At 48.0% G+C, this 2908-nt stretch carries 3 protein-coding genes and 1 pseudogene; 3 read left to right on the top strand and 1 reads right to left on the bottom strand.

Annotated elements, in window-relative coordinates:
* The first annotated feature begins 308 nt into the window (after positions 1-308).
* The 3 genes from ACYVL5_RS23405 to ACYVL5_RS23415 are packed head-to-tail and all read left to right on the top strand — an operon-like array spanning position 309 to position 2636.
* A complete protein-coding gene (locus ACYVL5_RS23405; RefSeq protein ID WP_460597961.1) occupies positions 309-908 on the top strand; it encodes a PAAR domain-containing protein in 600 nt (199 codons plus the stop codon).
* Entirely contained in the window at positions 905-2275 is a 1371-nt protein-coding gene (locus tag ACYVL5_RS23410; protein ID WP_460597962.1) for an N-acetylmuramidase domain-containing protein, read from the top strand. The genes ACYVL5_RS23405 and ACYVL5_RS23410 overlap by 4 nt, the downstream gene beginning before the upstream one ends.
* Entirely contained in the window at positions 2217-2636 is a 420-nt protein-coding gene (locus ACYVL5_RS23415; protein ID WP_460597963.1) for a hypothetical protein, read from the top strand. Before ACYVL5_RS23410 ends, ACYVL5_RS23415 begins: the two co-directional genes overlap by 59 nt.
* Before the next feature lie 150 nt (positions 2637-2786).
* Here ACYVL5_RS23415 and ACYVL5_RS23420 read toward each other — a convergent pair.
* Positions 2787-2908, bottom strand: a pseudogene (locus ACYVL5_RS23420) (IS30 family transposase); the annotation flags it as partial.

Consider the following 2908-nt stretch of genomic DNA (forward strand, 5'->3'; position numbering starts at 1 on the left):
CCTCCCCCTCAAGGGGGAGTCATACCGCAGGAGGAGCCGCCCTCAGAAGACCACGACAACTTAACTCAGGAACTCCCGCTGACCGCTTAAACTGGAAAATAACTTTGGCGACGGGGGTGGCAAATAACCTTGGCGGTTGACACCGCAGAAAGGTCCTTCCCACCAGGGTGTCGAATTTCCGGTCGCTGGGCAGAGTGTCTTGACACTCTAGCGACCAAGATTAGACTATTCAAATTCTAGTTGCCCATGTTGTCTTTCGGTAGTTGAGGCTTGATCTCGACCTGGCACGTAAAGAGGAGGGCGCGGACATGCGGTTCTTCTTAAATTGTGACGAAGCGAGTGGGAGACCTGCGGCCCGCGTCGGCGACAGCGTTTCCTGCCCAATCCATGGCACGGCATATATAGTTACTGGCTCTGCTGACACTTTTCACGATGACCGGGCGGCAGCGCGAGTCGGCGATAGGATTGGTTGCGGGGATACTATCATTGAAGGCAGCAATACCGTTCTTATCAACGGCAAGCCTGCCTCCTTTGTTGGTTGCGCAACTGCACATGGCGGAACTATAACCAGCGGTTCGCCAAATTTCTTTATTGGCAGGATGGGAGGCACTCAACCTGTCGTATCTCCTGCAGATAGCCTCGCCCTGAATTACAGTCTTGCCTTCGATTTTACCGAAATGCACGCTGCAGGGAATCACAATGGTATCAACTATGCGGGTATCTCAATCGAAATCACCACTCCAGATGGCGCGTACATCACGACGGTAACAACGGACGAGACTGGCATGAGTGGCAGGTTTTTCACCTGTGACAAGCAGGATATCATTGCCTGGGTCGTTGGGGCCGGTGAGTGGGAAATAACTGAGGAGTATGAAAATGAACCCTCTGCTGATGGAGGTGAAGAGTGACGGAGTCGAAGAACTTTTATCTTTTAAAAAACGGTGACACCTTGAGTGAAATCGCTAAGGCTCATGGTACAACAGTCGAAACTCTCTGTAAAATCCACGGAATAAGGGACCCTGATAAAGTCTCAGCTGGTCGGCGGATAGCGTTGGCAGAAACCGCAGTCATGGGAGTTACCTTCCAACTGATCGATTTTGACGGAAATCCCATTCGTAATGCCAAAGCTCGTATAGAGTACGGTGGAAGGTCGGAAGAAGTTTCCAGCGGAGACACGGGCGTCCTACCCACTGTCATGACCACAACTCCTGATGATTTGGTGAGATTGTTTCTTCAACGACCTGATGGGTCGTGGAAATTAGTGGCCGAGGTTGTTTCGGGGGGCGGTAACAAACTGGTCACAGCCAAAAGCCCAAAGCTGAAGCTGAGCGGACAGACAGGCTTACATCCGAAGGACGCGGCTGGCGTACCCGTCCCGGAAGTTAACCGGCCGGAAGTAAAACCAGTAGTGCCTCCACAGAATCCCCACACTACGGAGGCGAAAGGAATCCCCCAGGCGGATTTCGGTGATGGCAAGGGACCCAAAACGACAGCTACTGTCACAGCTAACGGCTCGCCTGTCTGCAAGGTGACCAATGACCAAACTTGCTTGGATTTCCTGAAAGGATACACTGGAGAAACCATAACGGAAGATGATTATATACAAGCTGCAAAGAGTATAGGGTGCGAAGTTGCTGTTATAAAAGCGGTGGCCAAAATCGAGGGCAAACGAGGTTTTGATAAGAAGAACAGGCCGGTGATCCTTTATGAACGTCATATCTTTTGCAACCACACCTCCCCAAAAGGAAAATACAACAAAACGAATCCTGATATTTCATCTTTTGCCTGCTACAAACTTAAGCCCAAAAGAAAAGTGAAGGCAAATAACAACAATAATAAATCAAAAGAGAAAGTTAACATATTTGGCGGTGCTAAAATTAATCAAAACAATAATGATTTTTATGGTGACAGTTATTCACGATTAGCAAAAGCTTATTCGCTGGATAAGTCTGCTGCACTTAAGGCTTGTTCGTGGGGAAAGTTCCAGATCTTAGGTCAAGGATTTGATAGAGCAGGCTTTATTTCAGTGGAGGAGTTCGTTGCGGCTATGTGCAAGTCTGAGAGGGAGCATTTGAGGGCCTTTGTCAATTTTGTAAACCATGACCGCGCTCTCAAAACTGCGGCAGTAACCAAAAATTGGCAAAGATTCGCAGTAAGCTACAATGGAAAAGGATATAAAAGGTTTAAATATGACACACAATTGAAGGAGGCTTATAATGCGTATGCTGCTAAAAATACTGTTAATAATGGCAGCTGTTCTACTTTCAAGAAATGATGCTGTGTCTTCAGGCCAAACAGTGCAACTACTGGGACAATCTTCATTGAATTCTTTTTCCGGAAAAATATATGTGCAGATGCAGCGCCAGAATGCAGCTGCAAAAACTGAGATAGACGAAAGTCAGTCCTTCAAAATATTGATAAATGGCAAGATCCTTTACTTCGTTTCGGCGCAGACAAATGAAGATGGTTGGTACTCTGTTCCTAGCACATGTGCAGCATTTTTATTTGATAAGGATGAAGCACTGGTCAGTAAGGTTAGTCTCGTTGGTTATGAGGTCGAGGCAAGACCATTGTCAATTCAAGTTGCAAATGCACCAGCGAGGGCAGTAGCAAAGACCTCAGCGGGCGTCCGGTAGTCTAAACACTTGCGGGGGGAGGGTGTAAAAAGGTTTGTGTAAATGGTCATTCCGGGGTAAACCAACTTACCCTAAGGAGCCAACGTGACCAAGAACAAAGACCTCAACGCCGCCATCGACAACCTGCTCAAAACCTACAAGACTGTCAATTCAAGTTGCAAATGCACCAGCGAGGGCAGTAGCAAAGACCTCAGCGGGCGTCCGGTAGTCTAAACACTTGCGGGGGCGGTTATTTAGCCGATCGACTGCCTTCTGTACCGCCTCTTCTTTGA

Source organism: Geomonas sp. Red276 (assembly GCF_054784495.1).